Below are 18,612 nucleotides of genomic sequence, written 5' to 3' on the forward strand. Positions count from 1 at the left end.
GAGTCACGCCACGAAGCGTTCGCGAAGCCGGTCCTTCAACAACTCGTCCACACCTAAGGCGCCTTGGACAAAGGCATCGAGCGAACCATGCTCGTCCTCGACCTCCCGCCAGAAGGTGTGAAGATAGTCCTCATTCACCTCCAGCAGCGCCCGGATCGCACCCTCGTCCAGCTTGCGACCAAGTCTTTGCTCGATCCCCGGTACCGACTGGGAAGCGAGCACTTCGAGCGTCGGCGCGTCATTGGTGCGCAGGAACTCTGCCATCTGGTCGTCTCTGCTAACCCCAAGAACATGGAGCATCAGCATAGCGGCGACGCCAGTGCGGTCTTTGCCCGCGAAGCAGTGAACAAGGCTGGCTCCGTCCCGCTCCGCCAACAGGCGGAAGTAGCGGGCGAACATCGAGACCATCGCCTTATTGCGCGGCATACGGGTATAGACACCGATCATTCGTTGGCGGGCGAATTCCTCGGTCGTGGTGCTCTCGTCGACGTCCATATGCGGCGGACTGGAACTGGTTTCGCCATCATGGAAGAAAACTTCGCCATCGAAGCCATACGGTCGCCGGCAAGGATTGCGTTCACGCTCCGAAATACCGCGCAGGTCGATGACGGTCCTGATGTCCAGCGCCTTCACGGCAAGCAGGTCGGCGTCGCTGGCGCCGATGTGCTGCCCCGAACGCCACAACAGTCCGGTCTTCACCTTTCTCCCACCAGGAGTCGTCCAGCCGCCGTAATCGCGGAAGTTGTGAATGCCTTCGGTGTCGAGGAAAGGTTTGCGAATCATGGACAGGACCGTGGCAGCCACGCTTGCGGGGGGCCAGCTACATAATCATTGCGGAGAATGAGATCAGTGCGGAACGTTGTCGAGATCGCGGAGGAATGTCTCGGTCCAGTTCTGGACATTGTCGTCCCGCACCGTCCCTATCAGCTTCTCGTGACGCTCCTTGCGCTCTTCCAGCGGCATATCGAGAGCAACCCGGATTGCATGCGCGAGATCGTCGGGGCTGTGCGGATTGACCATCACCGCGTCCGGCAATTGCGCTGCCGCTCCGGCGAATTGCGACAGGATCAACACTCCCGGATCCTCCGGGTCCTGTGCGGCGATGTACTCCTTGGCGACGAGGTTCATCCCGTCGCGCAAAGGTGTAACGAGCCCGATTTTCGCTGCCCGGAAGAACCCGAACAATTCCTCATGGGTATAGCCCCGATTGACGTAGCGTACGGGTACGACATCGACTTCGCTGCGCGCACCGTTGATCTGGCCGGTCTTCTGTTCGAGCGTAGCGCGAATTACCTGATAGCTTTCGACATCTTCCCTGCTCGGAGGGGCGATCTGCACGAAAACAAGGTCGCGCACCCGTTCGGGATGCTTGTCGAAGAACCGCGAAATTCCGTCGAGGCGCTCGGGCAGTCCCTTTGAATAATCCAGGCGGTCGACACCGATCATGGCGGTGCGCCTCCGGGTCGAACTCATCAGGCGCTGCTGGGCTTGCCGGGCCTCTCCCTTCTCGCCGAGTTTGCTGAAATGTTCCCAGTCGATCCCGATAGGATAGGCCCGAGCAATCGTGGTTCGCCCATCCAGCGTAACGGACCCGCTCTCTTCGTCCACATCAGCACCAAGTTCCTCACGGCAGTAATGCAGGAAGCTATCGAGCCATTCCTGTGTTTGAAAGCCGACGAGGTCGTAATGCAGCATCGTGCGTACCAAACGCTCGTGATAGGGCAGCGAGACGAACAGCCGGGTCGCGGGCCAAGGGATGTGCAGGAAAAAACCGATGCGGTTCTTGCACCCACGGGAACGCAGGCGCTCTCCAAGGGGAACAAGGTGATAATCGTGCACCCACACGACATCGTCAGGTTCGATCAACGGGGCGACAAGTTCCGCAAAACGTTCATTGACGCGCTCGTAGCCCTTCCCCGTTTCGCGTTCGAATTTGGCGAGATCGAGCCGGTAGTGGAACAGTGGCCATAGCGTCGAGTTGGCATAGCCGTTGTAATATTCCTCGATATCCCTTTCGGACAAGTCGATGGTGGCCGTGGTGACATCGTCGCTGGTCTGCGTGGAGATATTCCCTGTTCGACCGCTTTCGCTTTGTTTGCCCGACCAGCCGAACCACAAACCCTGGCGGTTCTTGAGCGCGGAATGCAGTGCGCCGGCAAGCCCACCTTGCGCCCCCGCTGCTCCACGCGCCTTCGGTACGGCAACACGATTGGAAATTACAACAAGGCGGGCGTCGGCGCTCATCGCACTTCGCTCCAGCTTTTCGAAAGATGACCGGCTGAGTTGATAATACCTACCAGCGAATAGGTCTGCGGGAAGTTCCCCCAAAGCTCGCCCGTCGTGTAGTCCAGGTCTTCGCTTAGCATTCCGGAACGCGTCGTGTGTCCCAGCATGGCTTCGAACATCTTGCGCGCTTCTTCGCTCCTGCCGGTCAGGTGCAATGCTTCGATCAGCCAGAAGGTGCAGACATTGAACGCTGTTTCGGGCGCCCCGAAATCATCCTCGGCAGCATATCGCAGCATGTGATCCCCGCGCCGCAATTCGCGCTCCACAGCCTCGAATGTAGCGAGAAATCGCTCATCGTCAGGCTTCAGATAGCGTAGTTCGACCATCTGAAGCAGGCTGGCGTCGAGATAATTGCTCTCGAAGCTTGCGACGTAGTGTCCGTCCTCTTCGCTCCAAGCCCGGGCATCGATGGTGGCCCGGATGGTCTCCGCGCGTTCTTTCCAGAAGGTAGCTCGATCGGCCTTGCCAAGCCGTGCCGCCACATTGGACAGACGGTCGCAGGCGGCCCAGCACATGACTGCCGAATAGGTATGGACCTCTTGTCGCGTGCGAAATTCCCAGAGGCCGGCATCGGGCTTGTCGTGCTTGGCCCACGCCGCCTCGCCTACTTCTTCAAGATGAGTGAAATCCCGCTCGTCCGCCATCCGCAGGAGCCGCGTGTCGAAGAATGCCTGCGCGGTCGGCATCACGATCTGGCCGTAGCAATCGTACTGGACCTGCGTGTAAGCCGCGTTGCCGATACGTACCGGGCCGTTGCCGCGATAGCCCGCAAGATTCTCGGCCTCGAATTCGTGCAGTTCGGCAAGGCCCATCACCGAATAGAGCGGCTGAATTTGTCCCCCCCGCGCCTGATCGATAATATTGCGAAGATAAGCGAGGTATTTTTCCAGCACATCCAACGCGCCCAGCCGGTTCAGGGCCTGGACCGTGTAGTAACTGTCGCGAATCCAGCAGAATCGATAGTCCCAGTTTCTCTGGCTAGCCGGCGCCTCGGGGATGGAGGTGGTCAGCGCGGCCACGATCGCCCCGGTTTCCTCATGCTGACACAACTTCAATGCGATGGCTGCGCGGATGACCTCTTCTTGCCATTCGAGCGGGATGTGCAGGCCTCGAACCCAGTGTTGCCAATATTTCCTCGTATTGGCTTCCATTCCGCGGACTTCGCTGCGGATGTTGCCTACGAAGGGCTCGTCCGGCCCGAGAAAGAAATGCTGGTCGCTTTCGACGCGATAGCTACAATCTTCGAGAATATACCCGACAGGCGCATCGGTGGTAAGCCGCATCGTCTGATCGCCGAGCAGGTAACGGATATGGTTCGTTCCGCTCGTAGTCTTGCTCAGTTCTTCGCCATAGTTGCGCATCGGCTTGAGGCGAACACGCAGGCGGGGAGCGCCCGACACCGGTCGTGCGATCCTGATGAATGCCACGGGCCGATACATGCGCCCCGATCGTTCGAAACGCGGGGCGAAGTCGTAAATATCGAGCGCGCTACCATCTTCCGCTTCGAGACGGGTGACGAGGATCGGTGTGTTGCGGACATAGTGCTGCGTGGCGGAAACCTGTCCTTCCAGTTCGAACCGCCATACGCCCTCGTCCTGCCGGTCGCCGTTCAGTAACGAACAGAACACCGGGTCACCGTCCACGCGGGGGACGCAGCCCCACACAAAACCTGCCGCTTCGTCGACCAGGGCGCTGACCTGGCAATTGCCGATAGGAGAAAGTTCGAGGTTAGGTTCGGTCATAGATCCAGCCATTTGTGCACTGCAGCGACATCTTCGAGGTGATAGCGAGCAGCCTCGCTATCCCGTTCCCCGACGGCAATACCGAAACCCGAGAATTCGATTGCAGCAGTCATTCCGTCTTCATCGGTCGTGTCGTCGCCAATGAAGATCGGGACCGATCCGGCAAAAGGACGCTCCGCCATGAAAGCGCGCACGGCACCGCCCTTGTCAGCGCCCGGTCGGACGAGTTCAGCAACACTCTTACCGCTGGTAACGCAGAGTTCGTGACGCTCGGCAACTTCACGCGCAAACGATAAGGTCGCTTCGGCTTTGGTGGGGCTCCCACGATAATGCAGCGCTCCTCCATGCAACTTCGTCTCGTAGAAGAGTTCATGCAGTTCTGCATAGGCACGAAGCTCCCTCACACATTCCTCGGAGAGGGCCGCTGGCTCATCACCGAGCCTCGAACCGTCGGGCAATAGCCTCGAAGCACCATGCGACCCTGCCCGGCATAGAGTTATATCGCCCAAATGCGAGGCCAGATCGTCGAGCGCCCTACCGGTTATCAAAGCCAGGCGTCCCTCGAGCCGGTCTCGCAGCGAGTGAAGAGAATCAGCAAGCGTATCGGGCACGTCGATGGCGCCAGGTTCGTGCGCGATGTCCACCAGCGTGCCGTCAAAATCGAGAAACAGCGCCACGGACCCGGCTGCAAGCAGCTCGGCAAAGGGCGGCGGGGATGGGAGCGGAGTGCTGCTGGCCATCGAAAGGGGCCTTAGCGACCTTGCCGCCGAGGTCAAACGATCAGCTATCGGCAATAGCTCCCGGATCGAGGATCAGGTCGCCGTTCTCGACGCGCCAACCCTCTAGACGCGAAAGGAAATTCATACCCAGCACATTGGTATTGCCCAGATTGGGTGCGATCACTGCGTCCAGTCCCTCCGCAGCAATGTTCCCGAAGCTCAGGTGGCCGAGAGTGGTGAGTTCGGCGGTGACCGTTCCGTTGGCGGTGCTAAGCATGACCGGCAAGCCGCCCGTGCGAGGTTCGAGACCGGCACGCGCCGCCGCTTCTCCGGACAAGGCCGTCAGCGTGGCCCCGGTATCGATCAAGAACCGCGTAGGTACGCCGTTCACTTCGGCCACAACCCAATAATGCCCGTCTGCCGCCATGGGCACGAGCGTCTCTTCGCCCACGATGCGCTGTTCGGGCATGCCGATCTGGGTCACGGCGTCCAGCCGCGGATCAAAACGAGCAAGTTGAAGGAATACGGTGGCGAGTATCCCCACCAGTGCAATAGTACTGACGGAGCGAACCAGCCGCCCTCCGGCAATCTTGTTGCGCAGCATCAGAGCGCCGATCCAGCCGAGTAAAAGGGCGGCTATCGTCCCGGCCAGCAGGCCGGATCGCGGAATTGCACGGATGACTTCTGCGATGGCGTCGAAGGCGCTTTGCGGGTCCATCACGCAGATATAGGGAGCAGAACTGATCGCGTCGATGAATGGGCCGGAAAAATCAGGGCGCGTCCCGCTTTTCCGTTGCTTCGGCGAGGATTAGCGAAAAGCGGCCCTGCTCGTCGGTCCAACGCTTTTTAGGAGCCCAGCCCCCCGCCAACAACAGCATGTTCGCGCTTCGACGCGTGAATTTGTGGCTGTTTTCCGTATGGATGGTTTCGCCTTCGCTCATTGTAAAGCTCTCGCCTGCGACCGTGAAGGCGATATCGCGCACTGCCTGCAGATGCATCTCGATACGCGCAAAATCGTCGTTCCATCGGGCCAGATGTCGTAGCGCATCGACAGGAATGTTTCCGCCGAGTTCGCGGTTGATCCGGCGAGCAAGATTGAGATTGAACTCGCCAGTTACCCCCCGCGCATCATCGTAGGCGGCTTCGAGTACCTGCCGGTCCTTCACGAGATCCATCCCGATGAGCAGCAGTGGCATTTCGTCCCGTCCGGCCCCGAGTGTCGCGCGCATCGAGCGCAGCAGGTCCACCGCCGTTCGGGCCACCATGTTTCCGATGGTCGATCCGGGAAAAAACCCCAGTTTTTTCGCGCCGAAAACCTCGCTCGGCAATTCCACCTGGCGCATGAAATCCGCTTCGACCGGATAGACATTCAGTGCGGGAAACTTCTCCGCCAATGCGGCTGCCGACATCCGCAGGAAATCGCCCGAAATATCGAGCGGGACATAGGCGGCGGGCTCTATGGCGCGCAACAGGAGCGGGGTCTTCACCGAACTACCCGAACCGAACTCGACCACTGCCCTGCCCTTGCCGATCAGCTCGGCGAATTGCTGACCGCGAGCTTCGAGAATCTCGGTTTCCGCGCGGGTTGGGTAATATTCCTCGAGTTCGGTAATATCTTCGAAAAGCTGCGAACCGGCATCGTCATAGAGCCAACGCGCGGGAATGGCCTTCTGGCGCTGGTGCAAGCCTGCAAGCACATCTTCGCGAAAGGCACGATCCACACCATCCTCATCGCGATCGACGAGCGCTATTCCCTGTTCGGTACTCATAAATCCTTTGCCAATCTCAGCCCCGTGTATTGCCAGCGCTGGTGGGGATAGAAAAAGTTGCGATAGCTGGCGCGCGAGTGCCCCCGCGCGGTGGCGCAGCTGGCGCCCTTCAGAACGAACTGCCCACTCATGAACTTACCGTTGTACTCACCCACCGCGCCTTCTGCTGGCTGGAAGCGGGGATAGGGTAGATAGCCGGAACGCGTGAACTGCCAGCAATCGCCAAACAGGCTATCGGAGCCGATCGGGAGAGGCGGGGACGCATCGTCCAACTGGTTGCCGCTTGCCGGATCATGTGCCGCCAGTTCGCCCTCCTGACCACGGGCGATCGCTTCCCACTCGAATTCCGTCGGCAGACGCTTGCCCGCCCAGGTCGCGAACGCATCTGCTTCGTAATAGGAAATGTGAGTGACCGGCGCGTCAGGATCGCGCTCCTGCCAGCCGCTATGCGTGAAATGCTGTTGCTCACGCCAATACAAAGGCGCGCGAACCCCGTTTTCCTGGACCCAGGCCCAGCCATCGGACAGCCATAGAGTCGCCTCATCATAGCCACCATCCGCGATGAATTCGGACCATTCCCCGTTCGTGACGAGGCGCGATGACAGGGCGAAAGGTTCGAGCAGGACACGGTGTGCGAGGCCTTCGTTGTCGAAAGCGAAACCATCCGACTGGTGTCCGATCCGGGCAATGCCGCCGGGATGCTCATACCAATCATCCGCCTGTTTTCGCGCCGAAGGAACCTGTGTGTCCCACATGGCGGGGCCAAGCGGGTTCTGGAAGAGGGCGTGCTTGATATCGGTTAGCAGTAGTTCCTGATGCTGCTGCTCATGCGCAAAACCGAGTTCGACAAGTGGGCGCAATTCTTCGCGCTCAAGCAAGGGCTGCATGGCGTCATCGACATGGGCGCGCCAGGCAAGGATGTTTTCCAATGTGGGTCGCGAGAGCATCCCCCGGGAAAAGCGCGCGATCCGCTTACCTTCCGCTTCGTAATAGGAATTGAAGACGAAAGGCCAATCTTCGTCATAAAGCGAATAGCCGTCCTCGTGGTCGCGCAAGAGGAAGGTTTCCCAGAACCAGGTCACATGCGCCAAATGCCATTTGGCGGGGGACGCATCCTCCATCGACTGCAAAGTGGCATCGGTTTCGGAAAGGGGTCCGACCAGAGCCTCGCTCAGGGAGCGCACCCTGGCGTATCGTTCTGCAAGATCCCCTGTGGCCGCGGATTGTCTGGCCTGAACGCCGGGCATAGCCCTGCTCTCCTCTTGCAGTTGCCGGCAGCGACAACCGGCGAGCACCATGGCGTATTTAAGTATCGGTTTAAAGGCCGCTATTCAACGTTGCCCACCATGGGTCCGGTGCTTGGTCAAGCCAATTCCGAGATCGAGCGAGCTTTCGAACCAGACGGTCGAAAGGCCAAGAGGTTCCGGCGGTTGCGCGCTGCGCTAGGCTGCGTCCGCCTGCTTCTGCGCGTGTTCGGCATTGAGCGTTTCCGCGATCAGGAATGCCAATTCCAGCGATTGCGCAGCATTAAGACGCGGATCGCAATGCGTGTGATAACGATCTTTGAGCGCTTCGTCCGTAATGGCAACAGCTCCGCCTACGCATTCCGTCACATCCTGCCCGGTCATCTCGACATGGATGCCGCCCGGGTGCGTGCCTTCGGCACGATGCACGGCGAAAAAGTCCTTCACTTCGGTCAGGATGCGGTCGAATGGGCGGGTCTTGTAACCACTCTCCGATTTGACGACATTGCCATGCATCGGATCGCAGCTCCACACGACCGGATGACCTTCCGCCTTCACCGCACGGACAAGGCGCGGCAGGCCATCTGCGACCTTGTCATGTCCGAAGCGACTGATCAGCGTGATGCGACCTGGTTCGCGTGCTGGGTTGAGCGTATCCAGCAACCGCAGCATGGTGTCGGTCTCCAGGCTCGGTCCGCACTTCATACCCAGCGGATTGCCTATTCCGCGCGCAAACTCGACATGTGCACTGCCCTCGAAACGCGTACGGTCCCCAATCCAGACCATATGTGCGCTGGTATCGTACCAGTCGCCGGTGAGGCTGTCGCGGCGGGTCAGCGCCTGTTCGTAGGGCAGGAGCAGTGCCTCGTGGCTGGTGTAGAAGCTGGTGCCCTGCAACTGGGGCACGGTTGCAGGGTCGATCCCGCAAGCTTCCATGAAGTCGAGGGATTCCCCGATCCGGTCGGCGACGTCGGAGAACTTGTCTGCCCAGGGGCTACGCCCCATGAAGTCCAGCGTCCACTGGTGGACCTGCCGCAGGTTTGCGTAGCCACCGCCAGCGAACGCGCGCAGGAGGTTGAGCGTGGCCGAAGCCTGGAAATAGGCGCGGACCATGCGCTGGGGATCGTTGGTACGGGTCTCAGCGTCGAATTCGATGCCGTTGACATTGTCGCCGAAGTAGCTGGGTAGGGTCACATCGCCCTGCGTTTCAGTATCAGAGCTGCGCGGCTTGGCGAATTGGCCCGCCATACGGCCGACCTTAACCACCGGCTTCTTGCTGGCGAAGGTCATTACGACCGCCATCTGCAACAGCACACGAAAAGTGTCCCGGATGTTGTTCGGATGGAATTCGGCGAAGCTTTCCGCACAATCGCCGCCCTGCAACAGAAATCCGTTGCCTTGCGCTACTTCAGCAAGGTCCGCCTTGAGCGCACGCGCTTCACCCGCAAAGACAAGCGGTGGATGGCTGGAGAGCGCCTGTGTCGCCTCGTCCAGAGCTTCGGCGCTTTCATAGCGTGGCAGGTGCTTCGCTTCGAAAGTCTGCCAGCTATCGGGTGCCCATTCGCGTGCCATCATTATTCCAGTTGCAATCAATTAAGGCCAAAACCCAAGCCGACACGCCCTTTTCGCGCAAGCAGCATAAACTTGGCCAGCGCAAAAGAGCGATTGCGCTGATCGCCTCAGCGACCGCTTTGCGCCGAACCGGCTCTGGCAGACGGGGTGGCGAGTTGCTGACCCTCGGGTATCACAGCCATACGCCAGCCGGCAGTTCCGCCGAAATATTCGCGCGCCAGCGCCAGCATGGCTTCTGGCGTGGTCTGCGAGTAATCGTTAATCAGACCTCTTAGCGCCTGCATCCGCCGCGGGTCCTGCGTCGAGCCTTCGAGTTCGAGCAAATAGAAATAATTCCCGCTCGATATCCGCTCGTAATAGTTGCGCAGCGGCTCGGTGGCGCGCGCCAATTCGTCGGCAGACGGCGGCGTTTCGGTCAGTTCACGTGCGATCCGGTCGGCTTCGGCAAAGAAAACCGGCACGTCCTTGGGCTGTAGCTGGGCGAAACCGGTGATCGACCCGCCGCTATCGACATCGGTTGGCCAATCCAGTCGAACCGAAGGTGAATAGCTCGCCCCCGCCTTTTCTCGCATGGCATCGAGAAGCCGATTGCTGAACACTTCGGTCAGGATAGAAAGTTGGCGCGATTTGCGAATTTCGCCCATGCCGCCACCCGTCGGCCAAGAGATAACTGCCGCTGCCTGGTTCGCTTCGCCCTTGTGATAGCGCACCACCGTTTCCCCCGCCGGGGCAATCTCGATCGCACGGTCGAGCATGGCAGGAGGGATAGGCTTGCGATCTGGCAAAGCGCCAAAGGTGCGCGAAAGCGTTTCGATCGCCTCCTCGCGGTCGAAGTCGCCGAAAATCAGCACTTCCACCGGACCTTGAGACAGGATCGGCTCCCACACTTGACGGAAGCCTTCGACCGTGGTGGCTTCGAGTTCCTCGGGCGAAGCCGTGCGGAAGATCGGATTCTCGTCATAGATATAATATTCGAGGTCACGATTCAGGACGCCGCCGGGACTGGAAGCATAGCTCTCGTAGGCCAGCCGCCCGGCAGCCTTTGCCCGGATAACCGGGTTGGGGTCCCAGCGCGGCATACCTAGCTTCGCAGCGAAGAGATAAAGCTGGTCGGCAAGATCCTGGCGCCGCGTCTGGGCGCCAAAGGTGAACGTGCCTTCTTCGATACCGAAATCAAAGCCCATCTTTCGCCCGGTCGAGATGCGGTCGAGTTCTTCCTGCCCGAGCTCGCCCAGCCCCGACTGGATCAACGCCACCTGACCAAGATCGATATAGGGTGCATCTTCGGGATCGAAGGCACGCAGCCCCGCACCGAACCGCACTTTCACCGCCACACGACCAGGCTCATGACTGTTCGCCATCAACAGAGCCTTTACGCCATTGGCGAACTCGATCCGTTCGACATCACCGATACCATGTGGCACGCGCGCCACGACCTCGCCCGGAGTTCCGATCGGCGGAAGATCGTCGAAGCTTATGCTCTGCGCAGCAAGGCGCGCATTGTCTGCTGCAACCACAGGTTCGAGAAGCGCAGACTTGACCGCTGTTTCGCTCGTATCGAGAGCTTCGGGCGTTACATAGACTGCCCGGATGACACTGCCGTCGAAAAGCTTGCGGGTTTGTTCAAGCACGTTCTGCGGGGTCGTTTTGGCCTTCATCGAATTGAAGACCATCAGGAAAGTTTCCGGCGCGGCGATGGCTTCGCGGATATCGACCGCGTTTACTAGATCGTTGGCATAATTCGATCCGGCAAGCACCGAGCGCTGTTCGACCATGTTTGCATAGCCGACTTCCATCTCGGCAAGTTCACGCTCCATCTCCTCCTGGGTGGGAGGGTTGGCCAGCGCATCGGCAATGATCGCGCGGACATCGGCCAGTCCGGCCTCCCAGTCCTCGGTCAAAGGGGCAAACTGGACGAGCGTCGCATGGGTCGAGCGACTGATCTTGGACTCGCTCGCCTGAGCATAGAGATAGCTGCCGCCAGCGCGCGCGCGCGCTTCCAGACGCCGGTTGATAAGCGCAAGCGCCAATTGCTCTCTCAGGCGTCCTTCGTTGTAGACAACCGTATCGTCGACCTGCCGCCACGGCCGGAAATAGCCGAACGTGAAGGCACGCGGCATTGTCGGCTCGACAATTACTGCAACTTCACCGACGGGATTGGCTGGATCCGCGTCTGCAGGGGCCGCCGGATCGCCGAAATCCGGTGCCTGCCCCGAAGGGCCTGTCACCTTCCAATCGGAGAAATGTTTTTCGATCATCGATGCGAACAGCAATGGATCGAGATCGCCGACGACCGAAATCACGGTCTTCTCCGGCCGATACCACCGGTTGTAGAACTCGCTGACAGATTTTCCATTGGCTGCGTTCAGGCTGTCTTCGGTGCCGATGGTGATGCGTTCCGCCAGCCGCTGGCCGGCAAAAAGCGTCTGCAAGGTCCGTTCATTGACCCGCTCGCCGACACCCCCGCGTTCGCGTTTCTCGGCAAGTACGATCGGGACCTCAGCTCGAACGTTGGCATCGGAAAGAACCGGCTCGCGTATCATGCCTGAAATAAGCTTCATGCTCTCATCGAGCTTCTGCGCATCCACATCCGGCAGATCGAGCTTGTAAACCGTATGCGTCGGGCTGGTTTCGGCATTGGTATCGCTGCCGAAAGTCGCGCCGAGACGCTGCCAGGTCGGAATGGCTTCGGCACGCCCAAGATACTTGCTTTCGCGGAATAACAAGTGCTCCAGCAAATGGGCATAACCCAGCTCGTCGTCCTCTTCATAGAGCGAGCCGGCATCGATCCGTACTCGGATCGAGACCTGGCCGGGAGGGACACCGTTCTCGCGCACACCGTAGCGAACGCCGTTGTCCAGTTCGCCGAAGAGCCATTCCTCATCCTGCGGAACATCGCTGTTCTCGTAAATCCAGGGGACCTCGTTTTCGGCCTGAAGGGATTCAGGGCGCGGTGAGTCCTGAGCGAGAAGTGTCTGCGGAACCAGCAGAAGAACAGGAAAAACGAACGCGAGACGCCGCACGGCGCGCATGGGATCAAACATAGCGCGACATATAGTGACGGGGGTTCTGAAGCGCCAGTGAATGAAGGAAATGCTTTGGTTGGCGGAAGAAGAATGGCTTGTTCCGTCCTCCCCGCACTCCTACATCACACCCATGTTCATCGAAACCGAAACCACGCCCAATCCAGCCAGCTTGAAGTTCCTGCCCGGCCGCCCGGTCATGGGCCAGGGAACGCGCGAATTCGCCACACCCGAAGCAGCTGAGGCCAGTCCCCTGGCACAAGCCATTTTCGACACCGGAGAAGTCGTCAACGTCTTCTTCGGGGGCGATTTCATTTCGGTAACGACAGCGCCAGGCGTCAACTGGTCCGATCTGAAGCCGCAGGTTTTATCTATCCTTCTCGACCATTTCATATCCGAAGCCCCGCTCTTCGTACCTGGAACTGCAGGAGGGATCTCGGTACCGGCCGAGGATGACGCCCTTTTCGTCGAAGAGAGCGAGGCCGATGCCGATATCGTCGCCCAGATCAACGAGCTTCTGGAGACGCGGGTTCGCCCGGCAGTGGCGGGCGACGGTGGCGACATCCAGTATCGCGGCTTCAAGGACGGCGTGGTTTATCTGCAGATGCAAGGTGCGTGTTCCGGTTGCCCCTCTTCCACCGCCACGCTGAAGCACGGTATCGAAGGCTTGCTGAAACATTACGTGCCGGAGGTCGTTGAAGTCCGCGCAGCCTGACTTTTTCGCGAACCGATATCAAGGAACTCCATGACCCAGCAATTCCACGACAATCACCTGTCGGCCAACGCACTCGACCAGATTTTCCGAGAAGCGCGCAGCTATAATGGCTGGCATGACAAGGACGTCACCGAAGAACAGATCCACCAGATTTACGAGCTGATGAAGATGGGCCCAACGTCTGCCAATATGCAGCCGGCCCGCCTCGTCTGGTGCAAGTCTCAGGGATCGCGTGACAAGCTTGCGGAATTCGCTTCGGAAGGGAATCAGAAGAAGATCAAAACGGCGCCCGTCGTCGTGATAATCGGCTATGACATCGACTTTCACGAAGAACTGCCATGGCTGTTTCCGCATACCGATGCCAAGAGCTGGTTTGAAGGAGACGAGGAAGGCCGCAAGGAAGGCGCCGCGCGCAATTCCGCTCTTCAAGGCGCTTATCTAATGATTGCCGCCCGAGCGCTGGGCCTCGATTGCGGCCCGATGTCGGGGGTCGACCTTGACAAGGTTACCCATCATTTCTTCGCCGACCAACCGCGTCACCGAGCCGATTGGGTCTGCGCAATCGGTTATGGCGATAAGGAAACCATCTTCGACCGCAGCCCACGCCCCGATTTCGACAAGTTCAATCGTATCGACTGACTTGAAGCGCGCCGCCGCCTGATGCAGGGCGCAAAAATGCGCACACTTGCCATCGAAACTGCCGGAGAGGCATGCTCCGTCGCACTTTTCCGCGGCGATGAATTGATCGCCCACGGGCACGAGACGATCGGACGCGGACATGCCGAGCGGCTAGTTCCGATGATCGAGAGATTGCCGGAGAAAGGCCGGGCTCAGGAAATATTGGTCTCGCTTGGCCCGGGCAGCTTCACGGGTGTACGCATCGGCCTCGCCGCCGGACGTGCGCTCGGTCTGGTATGGGGAGCGGTCGTTCTGGGATATCCCACTCTTGCACTGGTCTCGGCAATCGCGCGCGATCGAGGTGCGAAGAATGTCGGAGTTTGCGTAAACGGAGGACATGGCGAATGGTTCGTACAAAGCTTTGATAGAGATGGTCGACCTGTCGACGATCTTTCGTCGGTTTCTCCTCGCAAGGCTCTGGTATCGTTAGCCGGGCAGGTGGTGGCAGGTAATCGGGCCAATCAGTTCGCCGAACTATCTACCGAGACCGTCCAGGCCATCGATTTGCTTGCCGACGCGCGCCACGTACCATCGATCCCCCGAGATTTGCTGACCGATAAACTCTCTCCCATCTATGGCCGCGCACCGGACGCGAAGGTACCAGGCCGATGACCGATCTCGATCACCTGCTGGAAGTGATGGAAGCGAGCTTCGACCCGCACTACCGCGAAGCATGGACACGGCGTCAGGTAGAAGATTCACTTTCTCTTTCTTCAACCTACATGATTCTCGTTGACACGGCAGGGGCGGTCCTTCGAGAAGGAGATGCCGCGGCAGGCTTCGTCCTTGCCCGGCAAGCTGCCGACGAGGTTGAGCTACTCCTGATTGCTGTGGTTCCCGCAAGGCGAGGCCTGGGTTTGGGGCGCAAGCTCCTGCACCTTTTCTTCGATAGTGCCAGAGCGCGCTCTGCGACGAGAGTCTTTCTCGAAATGCGGGCGAACAACCCGGCCGGAGCCCTCTATAGATCGGAAGGTTTCGAACAGATCGGACGACGACGCGATTACTATCGCACGATTACCGGCGAACGGATCGACGCGCTTACCTTTGCCAGGGCAGTCTAAAAACTTCGATTTCACAGCGGGAAATTGCAGGTGCGCAACAAATTTGACGCAAATTTACAATTCTCCATAGACAGTATAAAAAGCAAAGAATAGGCAGACAAAAAATGGAGTCTCCTCAATGGAACAGTTTGAAACCGATATGACCGAGACGTTGATTACGTTGACCTCGGACATTGTTGCTGCCCATGTTTCCAATAACAGTGTCGCTGTAGATGACGTCCCAACGTTGATTTCTAACGTTTATTCCGCTCTTAGCAGTCTTGGTGGTTCCGGTGCTACCGAAGAGGCTCGCCCCGATCCGGCCGTTTCGGTACGCGCTTCGGTCAAGAAAGATCACATCATCTGCCTCGACTGCGGCAAGAAGATGAAGATGCTCAAGCGTCACCTTTCGACCGAACACGATATGACGCCGGAAGAGTATCGCCAGCGGTGGGATCTCTCGTCTGACTATCCCATGGTCGCTCCGGAATATGCAGACACCCGGCGTGATCTCGCCAAAAAGATCGGCCTCGGTCGCAAACCCGGCCAGAAGCGTGGTCGCAAGAAGGCTTCGTAAAAGACTATCGGTTCAGCTTGAGATAGACGCCCCGGCCCGATATGGGTACGGGGTGTTATTCATTGCAGGAAACCGATTTGCACCAGCGTATCGATCTCGAACAGCTTTGCGCCGATAAAGGCTTACGGATTACCGAGCAAAGGCGCGTAATCGCCCGGGTCCTTTCAGAGGCTGACGACCATCCGGATGTAGAAATGGTCCATGATCGTGCGAACAAGATCGACCCGGGTATTTCGATTGCCACCGTCTACCGAACTGTGAGGCTGTTTGAAGAGGCCGGGATTCTCGACCGCCATGATTTCGGAGACGGCCGGGCGCGCTACGAAGCCGCTCCCGAAGCGCATCACGATCACCTCATCGATGTCGAAACCGGCAAGGTTGTGGAATTCGTCGATCCCGAACTTGAGGCTTTGCAAAAGCAGATAGCGGAGAAGCTCGGCTATCGTCTCGTCGACCACCGGATGGAACTCTATGGCGTCCGGCTCGACCGCGAGAGCTGATCGCAAGCTCGCGCATTATACCGACAAACGGCTGGCTGCAGCGCGGGGAGAGAAAGTCCCCCTAACGATCGCTGGATGGATGCGGTTCATCCTGCGTACGATCGGAATATTGGGTCTGCTGCTGATATTTGTTCCGCTACACTATGCCTATCGCATTTTCGCCTATGGCTCACCCTTCCCGATGTTTTTCCTGCGCTACACGGCGCGAGTGGTAGGCGCTAAGGTAACGGTTGCCGGAACGCCGCTTCGCCGCGACGTATTCTTCATCGCCAATCACATCTCATGGCTCGACATACTGGCAATGGCTGGTGCCAGTGGCACCGCCTTCGTGGCCAAATGGGAATTGAGTCAGGTCCCGGTGATCGGATGGCTTTGCAGCCTCAATCGCACGGTCTTCGTGAAGCGCGAGCACCGTATGGGCGTAGCCGAACAGATCAATGCATTGAGGGAGGCACTGCAAGACAATTGGTCGGTGACCGTATTTCCCGAAGGTACGGTTACAGACGGCCATTCGCTCCTGCCTTTCAAGTCATCTATGCTCTCTGTCCTGGAGCCGCCGCCCCCGGGAGTGATGGTACAACCGGTCGTGCTCGATTATGGAAGCAATTCCGAGGAAATTGCGTGGATCGGAGAGGAAGACGGCCTGCACAATGCAATGCGCGTAATGGCCAGGCGCGGTTCTTTCGATCTGCGAATTACCTATCTGGAGCCCTTCAGCCCAGAGCATCATCGCGGTCGAAAAGCGATAGCCGCCAAAGCACGCGCCGAAATCGTGGAGCAGTTGGTTGCCAATCTCGGCAAGCCGCTGCGCGATTATCACCATGTGGTAGAGGCAGTACGCTATCGACCGCCGCACGCTCGCGATGCGAATTAAAGCCCTGCCTTGACCAGCCAATCGTGGAACAGCCGAACCGGCCTTTCCTCGAGTGCGGTCGGTTTACAGACGAACCAGTAGCTATAAGGGCTTTCCACCTCGACCCCGTACAGATCGGTCAGGCGATTATCCCGAGCGCGCCGGAGGTGATCGTCATGCATAATCGCAATGCCAAGTCCTTGTGCGGCAGCCTCCAGCATCAACTGGCCGGAATCGAAGTGGTCGATCGCTGTCGGTTCCAGATCGTGCAGCGACAATGCGTCTTTCCACGCCCGAAAGCTTTCGGGTAACTCGTTGTGGATCAGGAAAGTCTGCTTTTCCAACAATGCCTGATCCGGTTCACTCCCGATCTTTTCCGCCACTTCCTTGCTGGCAATGGCATGCACCATGTTGAAATCGAGCCGTACCGCATGAAGACCGCTCGCCGGGCCGCGAGAAAGAATTATCGCTGCATCCAGCGTATCGCCCACCCGGTCCTCCAGATGAGGGCCGGTATCGATATCGATATGCAGCAACGGATGCCGGGCACGCAGTTCGCCAAGGCGCGGGAAGAGCCGCTGGCTGCCGAACAGAGGTAATACACCGAGATGGAGGCGGAGGACCGACAGGTTTTCCGATTGGCTTTCGACGGCCCTTGCCAGTGCTTCCAGCTGAGGGTTAACCGCTTCGTAAAAGGCGTGCCCGTCGTCGGTCAGCTGCATTGCCTGCCGGGCGCGGGTAAAAAGCTTCTTGCCGACAAATTCTTCCAGATTGCCGATCCGCCGCGACAGTGCCGAAGGGCTGAGACCCAGTTCATCCGCCGCGGCACGGGCCGAGCCGAGCCGCACGGTACGCACGAAAGCCTCGAGGGCGCGGAGGGGCGGAAGACGGCGTGTAGCCATGCTGGCGAACTATTCAGGAAATGTGAAGCTGTCGAGGGCGAATGTTCGCTTTCTTGCAACTTGTGTGATGCTAGTCTGTCTGTTCGATGACCTCGGGCGCATGCAGCCGCAGCCGGGTGACGTGAGTCTCGTCACCATCCGTAACTTCGATCTTCCATCCGCTCGGATGCTCCAGAACTTTCCCCACTGGCGGGACCTGCTCCGCCAAAACGAATGCCAGGCCACCCAGAGTGTCGACAGATTCTTCCACCTCGGCCAGTCTCGGATCAACTTTCTCCGCCACATCGTCGAGTTCGGCACGCGCGTCGCAATCCCACATTCCGTCACCGATCGAAGCAATCCACTCTTCCGGAGCGTCGTCATGTTCATCTTCGATATCGCCGACGATTTCCTCCACCAAATCTTCGATCGTGATGATCCCGTCGGTGCCGGAGAATTCGTCCAGTACGATGGCCAGGTGCATACGCTGAGCGCGCATATCGGCCAGCACGTCCAGCGCATTGCGCGTTTGCGGCACGTATAGCGGTTGGCGCATCAGGACGGTCCAATCGGTCGGAGGCGCCTTCCGCTCGGCAAGGTAGGGAAAGATATCCTTGATGTGGATCATCCCGATCACATCGTCGAGCTGTCCGCGATAGACCGGCATGCGCGAGTGCCCGTGCTCGGAAAAAGCTGCCACGACCTCGTCCCAACTGGCCTCTGCGCTTACCGCAATGATCTCTCCACGCGGTACGGCGACATCGTCGGCGTCATGTTCGCTGAAATGCAGCAGGTTGCGCAGCATCTGACGCTCGACGCCTGAAAGATCGCCCTTGCCGATATCATCGGTGTCTTCGGAACCGTTCTCGCCCTCGTGCTCGTCGATGGCCTCTTCGAGCTGGGCGCGAAGCGACCGCTCGCCGGCTTCGGCGTCAAACAATTTGCGGATCGCGGGCCACAGCCCGCTGCTACTCTCCGCGTCTCCGGCGGGGGGGGAAGAATTGGCCATGGGC

General features: G+C 59.1%; 18 protein-coding genes. 7 read left to right on the forward strand and 11 right to left on the reverse strand.

Going from position 1 to position 18,612, the window contains the following annotated elements:
* Positions 1–3: 3 nt before the first annotated feature.
* The 9 genes from K3180_RS11320 to K3180_RS11360 form a co-directional block, all read right to left on the reverse strand.
* Positions 4–783, reverse strand: a complete 780-nt coding sequence (locus K3180_RS11320) for a tyrosine-protein phosphatase (RefSeq protein ID WP_221540948.1) — start codon at positions 781–783, stop codon at positions 4–6.
* 63 nt (positions 784–846) lie between these two features.
* Positions 847–2,244: an alpha,alpha-trehalose-phosphate synthase (UDP-forming) gene (locus K3180_RS11325; protein WP_221540950.1), complete on the reverse strand. Its 1,398-nt coding sequence runs from the start codon at positions 2,242–2,244 to the stop codon at positions 847–849.
* Complete coding sequence (locus tag K3180_RS11330) at positions 2,241–4,028, reverse strand: glycoside hydrolase family 15 protein (protein WP_221540951.1); 1,788 nt, start codon at positions 4,026–4,028, stop codon at positions 2,241–2,243. Before K3180_RS11330 ends, K3180_RS11325 begins: the two co-directional genes overlap by 4 nt.
* Positions 4,025–4,768: a trehalose-phosphatase gene (gene otsB / locus K3180_RS11335; RefSeq protein WP_221540954.1), complete on the reverse strand. Its 744-nt coding sequence runs from the start codon at positions 4,766–4,768 to the stop codon at positions 4,025–4,027. Before otsB ends, K3180_RS11330 begins: the two co-directional genes overlap by 4 nt.
* 40 nt (positions 4,769–4,808) lie before the next feature.
* Complete coding sequence (locus K3180_RS11340; RefSeq protein ID WP_221540955.1) at positions 4,809–5,465, reverse strand: retropepsin-like aspartic protease family protein; 657 nt, start codon at positions 5,463–5,465, stop codon at positions 4,809–4,811.
* Positions 5,466–5,517: 52 nt separating this feature from the next.
* Positions 5,518–6,516: an L-histidine N(alpha)-methyltransferase gene (egtD, locus tag K3180_RS11345; protein WP_221540957.1), complete on the reverse strand. Its 999-nt coding sequence runs from the start codon at positions 6,514–6,516 to the stop codon at positions 5,518–5,520.
* Positions 6,513–7,763, reverse strand: a complete 1,251-nt coding sequence (egtB, locus tag K3180_RS11350; RefSeq protein WP_221540959.1) for an ergothioneine biosynthesis protein EgtB — start codon at positions 7,761–7,763, stop codon at positions 6,513–6,515. The genes egtD and egtB overlap by 4 nt, the downstream gene beginning before the upstream one ends.
* Before the next feature lie 195 nt (positions 7,764–7,958).
* Complete coding sequence (locus K3180_RS11355; protein ID WP_221541005.1) at positions 7,959–9,332, reverse strand: class II 3-deoxy-7-phosphoheptulonate synthase; 1,374 nt, start codon at positions 9,330–9,332, stop codon at positions 7,959–7,961.
* A gap of 107 nt (positions 9,333–9,439) precedes the next feature.
* Positions 9,440–12,376, reverse strand: coding sequence for a M16 family metallopeptidase (locus tag K3180_RS11360; RefSeq protein WP_221540961.1), 2,937 nt, complete (start codon positions 12,374–12,376; stop codon positions 9,440–9,442).
* A gap of 112 nt (positions 12,377–12,488) precedes the next feature.
* Between K3180_RS11360 and K3180_RS11365 the strand changes: the two genes are divergently transcribed.
* From K3180_RS11365 to K3180_RS11395, 7 genes are all read left to right on the forward strand, one after another.
* A complete protein-coding gene (locus K3180_RS11365) occupies positions 12,489–13,070 on the forward strand; it encodes a NifU family protein (protein WP_221541008.1) in 582 nt (193 codons plus the stop codon).
* 30 nt (positions 13,071–13,100) lie between these two features.
* A complete protein-coding gene (locus K3180_RS11370) occupies positions 13,101–13,709 on the forward strand; it encodes a malonic semialdehyde reductase (protein WP_221540963.1) in 609 nt (202 codons plus the stop codon).
* Between the two features lie 36 nt (positions 13,710–13,745).
* Entirely contained in the window at positions 13,746–14,360 is a 615-nt protein-coding gene (tsaB, locus tag K3180_RS11375) for a tRNA (adenosine(37)-N6)-threonylcarbamoyltransferase complex dimerization subunit type 1 TsaB (protein ID WP_221540965.1), read from the forward strand.
* On the forward strand, positions 14,357–14,809 hold the full coding sequence (locus K3180_RS11380; protein ID WP_221540967.1) for a GNAT family N-acetyltransferase: 453 nt from the start codon (positions 14,357–14,359) through the stop codon (positions 14,807–14,809). The genes tsaB and K3180_RS11380 overlap by 4 nt, the downstream gene beginning before the upstream one ends.
* Before the next feature lie 118 nt (positions 14,810–14,927).
* Entirely contained in the window at positions 14,928–15,365 is a 438-nt protein-coding gene (locus K3180_RS11385) for a Ros/MucR family transcriptional regulator (RefSeq protein WP_221540969.1), read from the forward strand.
* A 77-nt stretch (positions 15,366–15,442) separates the two neighbouring features.
* Positions 15,443–15,865 (forward strand): Fur family transcriptional regulator, encoded by a 423-nt coding sequence (locus tag K3180_RS11390; RefSeq protein WP_160726555.1) that lies wholly within the window; start codon positions 15,443–15,445, stop codon positions 15,863–15,865.
* Positions 15,837–16,739 carry a lysophospholipid acyltransferase family protein gene (locus tag K3180_RS11395; RefSeq protein WP_221540972.1) on the forward strand — a complete coding sequence of 301 codons (903 nt, stop codon included), beginning with the start codon at positions 15,837–15,839 and terminating at the stop codon, positions 16,737–16,739. Before K3180_RS11390 ends, K3180_RS11395 begins: the two co-directional genes overlap by 29 nt.
* On the opposite strand, the gene K3180_RS11400 is transcribed toward K3180_RS11395, so the two are convergent.
* Both K3180_RS11400 and K3180_RS11405 read right to left on the reverse strand, forming a co-directional pair.
* Positions 16,736–17,620, reverse strand: coding sequence for a LysR substrate-binding domain-containing protein (locus K3180_RS11400; protein ID WP_221540974.1), 885 nt, complete (start codon positions 17,618–17,620; stop codon positions 16,736–16,738). The two genes, K3180_RS11395 and K3180_RS11400, sit on opposite strands and share 4 nt — an antisense overlap.
* Positions 17,621–17,690: 70 nt before the next feature.
* Complete coding sequence (locus tag K3180_RS11405; RefSeq protein WP_221540978.1) at positions 17,691–18,608, reverse strand: hemolysin family protein; 918 nt, start codon at positions 18,606–18,608, stop codon at positions 17,691–17,693.
* Positions 18,609–18,612: the final 4 nt, after the last annotated feature.

The sequence above is a fragment of the Qipengyuania huizhouensis genome, from assembly GCF_019711635.1.
Lineage (GTDB): Bacteria > Pseudomonadota > Alphaproteobacteria > Sphingomonadales > Sphingomonadaceae > Qipengyuania > Qipengyuania huizhouensis.

Excerpts from the sequence above, each read along its gene's own strand:
- K3180_RS11320 (WP_221540948.1), bottom strand. The coding sequence starts at position 783 with ATGATTCGCAAACCTTTCCTCGACACCGAAGGCATTCACAACTTCCGC.
- K3180_RS11325 (WP_221540950.1), bottom strand. The coding sequence starts at position 2,244 with ATGAGCGCCGACGCCCGCCTTGTTGTAATTTCCAATCGTGTTGCCGTA.
- K3180_RS11330 (WP_221540951.1), bottom strand. The coding sequence starts at position 4,028 with ATGACCGAACCTAACCTCGAACTTTCTCCTATCGGCAATTGCCAGGTC.
- otsB (WP_221540954.1), bottom strand. The coding sequence starts at position 4,768 with ATGGCCAGCAGCACTCCGCTCCCATCCCCGCCGCCCTTTGCCGAGCTG.
- K3180_RS11340 (WP_221540955.1), bottom strand. The coding sequence starts at position 5,465 with ATGGACCCGCAAAGCGCCTTCGACGCCATCGCAGAAGTCATCCGTGCA.
- egtD (WP_221540957.1), bottom strand. The coding sequence starts at position 6,516 with ATGAGTACCGAACAGGGAATAGCGCTCGTCGATCGCGATGAGGATGGT.
- egtB (WP_221540959.1), bottom strand. The coding sequence starts at position 7,763 with ATGCCCGGCGTTCAGGCCAGACAATCCGCGGCCACAGGGGATCTTGCA.
- K3180_RS11355 (WP_221541005.1), bottom strand. The coding sequence starts at position 9,332 with ATGGCACGCGAATGGGCACCCGATAGCTGGCAGACTTTCGAAGCGAAG.
- K3180_RS11360 (WP_221540961.1), bottom strand. The coding sequence starts at position 12,376 with ATGTTTGATCCCATGCGCGCCGTGCGGCGTCTCGCGTTCGTTTTTCCT.
- K3180_RS11365 (WP_221541008.1), top strand. The coding sequence starts at position 12,489 with ATGTTCATCGAAACCGAAACCACGCCCAATCCAGCCAGCTTGAAGTTC.
- K3180_RS11370 (WP_221540963.1), top strand. The coding sequence starts at position 13,101 with ATGACCCAGCAATTCCACGACAATCACCTGTCGGCCAACGCACTCGAC.
- tsaB (WP_221540965.1), top strand. The coding sequence starts at position 13,746 with ATGCGCACACTTGCCATCGAAACTGCCGGAGAGGCATGCTCCGTCGCA.
- K3180_RS11380 (WP_221540967.1), top strand. The coding sequence starts at position 14,357 with ATGACCGATCTCGATCACCTGCTGGAAGTGATGGAAGCGAGCTTCGAC.
- K3180_RS11385 (WP_221540969.1), top strand. The coding sequence starts at position 14,928 with ATGGAACAGTTTGAAACCGATATGACCGAGACGTTGATTACGTTGACC.
- K3180_RS11395 (WP_221540972.1), top strand. The coding sequence starts at position 15,837 with ATGGCGTCCGGCTCGACCGCGAGAGCTGATCGCAAGCTCGCGCATTAT.
- K3180_RS11400 (WP_221540974.1), bottom strand. The coding sequence starts at position 17,620 with ATGGCTACACGCCGTCTTCCGCCCCTCCGCGCCCTCGAGGCTTTCGTG.
- K3180_RS11405 (WP_221540978.1), bottom strand. The coding sequence starts at position 18,608 with ATGGCCAATTCTTCCCCCCCCGCCGGAGACGCGGAGAGTAGCAGCGGG.